At 72.9% G+C, this 1634-nt stretch carries 1 protein-coding gene; it reads left to right on the top strand.

The annotated features are described in order from the left end of the window. Window positions 1-1465, top strand: a 1465-nt coding sequence (locus HW445_RS30185; protein WP_257231384.1) for a Gfo/Idh/MocA family protein, incomplete at its 5' end; no start/stop codon positions are given. Between the last annotated feature and the right edge of the window lie 169 nt (window positions 1466-1634).

Genomic DNA, 1634 nt, shown 5'->3' with positions numbered 1-1634 from the left:
GGGCCGCGGCATGAGCCCGACGCCGGCCGGACCGGACGGCCACGCGGCCGATCCGGCGGACACCCCCGCCAAGGACCCCGCCAACGACCCCGCCGGGGATCTGGCCAACGACCCCGCCAACGACCCCGCGAACGGAAAGGACCGCACGACCATGCGCATCGGAGTGATCGGACTGGGCGTCATCGCCCCCTTCTTCCTGCGGGCCGTCGAGGACGACCCCGGGCTGCGGCTGACCGCCGTCTGCGACCTCGACGAGACCAAGCTGACCGGGTTCGGCCCCGGCACCGCCGTCTTCACCGACCACCGGGAACTGCTGGCCTCGGGCCTGGTGGACGGGGTGGTCGTCACCCTGCCCAACCACGCGCACGCCCCGGTCGTCGCCGACGTGCTGCGCGCCGGCGTCCACGTCTGCTGCGAGAAGCCGCTGACCGTCGCCGCGAAGGACGCGCACGCCCTGACGGCGCTCGCCGACGCCACCGGGACCACCCTGTTCACCGCCTTCCACCGCCGCTACAACCTCCACGTGCTGGACCTGGCGGCCCGCCTGCCGGCACGGGAACTGATCTCGCACGTGACCAGCCACTACGACGAGAGGATCGAGGAGCACACCGGTTCCGACCGCTGGTACCAGGACATCGAGCGGTGCGGCGGCGGCTGCGTCATAGACAACGGCCCCAACGCCCTCGACGCCCTGGAGACCGTGCTCGGCCCGCTCACCCTGCGCGACGCCACCATCGGGGACGTCCGGGCCGGGGTGGAGTTCTGCGCCGAACTCCAGCTGGCCACCGCCGACGGCATCCCGGTCCGGGTGGAACTGGACTGGGCGCTGGAGACCGGCGAGCGCAAGGACATCACCGTCCACCTCAAGGACGGCCGGGAACTGCGCGCCGACATGCTGGACGGCTTCGCCGCGTTCAAGTCGTCCCTGGACCACGAGTACGCCGGCATCATGGCGGACTTCCACCGGGTGGTGCGCGACGGCCGGACCGCACCGGACCGCGGCCCGCACATCGTCGACCTGGTCGAGGAGGCGTACGGAATCGGACGGACCAAGGAGGAACGGCTGCGGATGCCCGCCAAGGACCCGGTCGCCGCCCACCTGGTCAAGCTGCTGTTCCACCGGCGCACCGACCGCGGCATGCGGCTGTCGCCCTGGCAGTCGCGCTGCGTGCGCGCCGGCGACGTGCACGAGCTGGTCACCACCACCGACCGGCCCACCACCACCGGGGACCGGGTCGACCACGTGGGATTCCTGGGCTTCGCCGAGTTCGCCGCGGCGACGGTGATCGAGCGGGGCGACGTGGTGACGGGCCCCGGCGGGCCGATCGGGCGGGTGGCCGGATTCGACGAGTGCCACGCGCCCAACCACTACAACATCCTCATCGACACCGATCAGGTCTTCACCGCCGAGGACCTCGACCTGCACACCACGGACACCCTCACCTTCTCCGGAGGCACCCGATGACCGGCGCCGCGTACCGCACCGCCACCTTCCGCGTGATCCCCGTCCAGCCCGAGGCCCGGGAGCTGATGCCCGGGGTCCGGGTGCTGACCCTGGAGGCGGAGGTCGCCGCCGGCGGGGCCGCCCCGGCGGACGACGTCTGGGCCCAGGCGCACGCCCGCTGGACCGGGGC

The sequence above is a fragment of the Streptomyces sp. UH6 genome (assembly GCF_013421635.1).
Lineage (GTDB): Bacteria > Actinomycetota > Actinomycetes > Streptomycetales > Streptomycetaceae > Streptomyces > Streptomyces abyssomicinicus.
The sequence above is the reverse complement of the archived record's forward strand: the minus strand, read 5'-3'. Positions and strand labels throughout refer to the sequence as shown.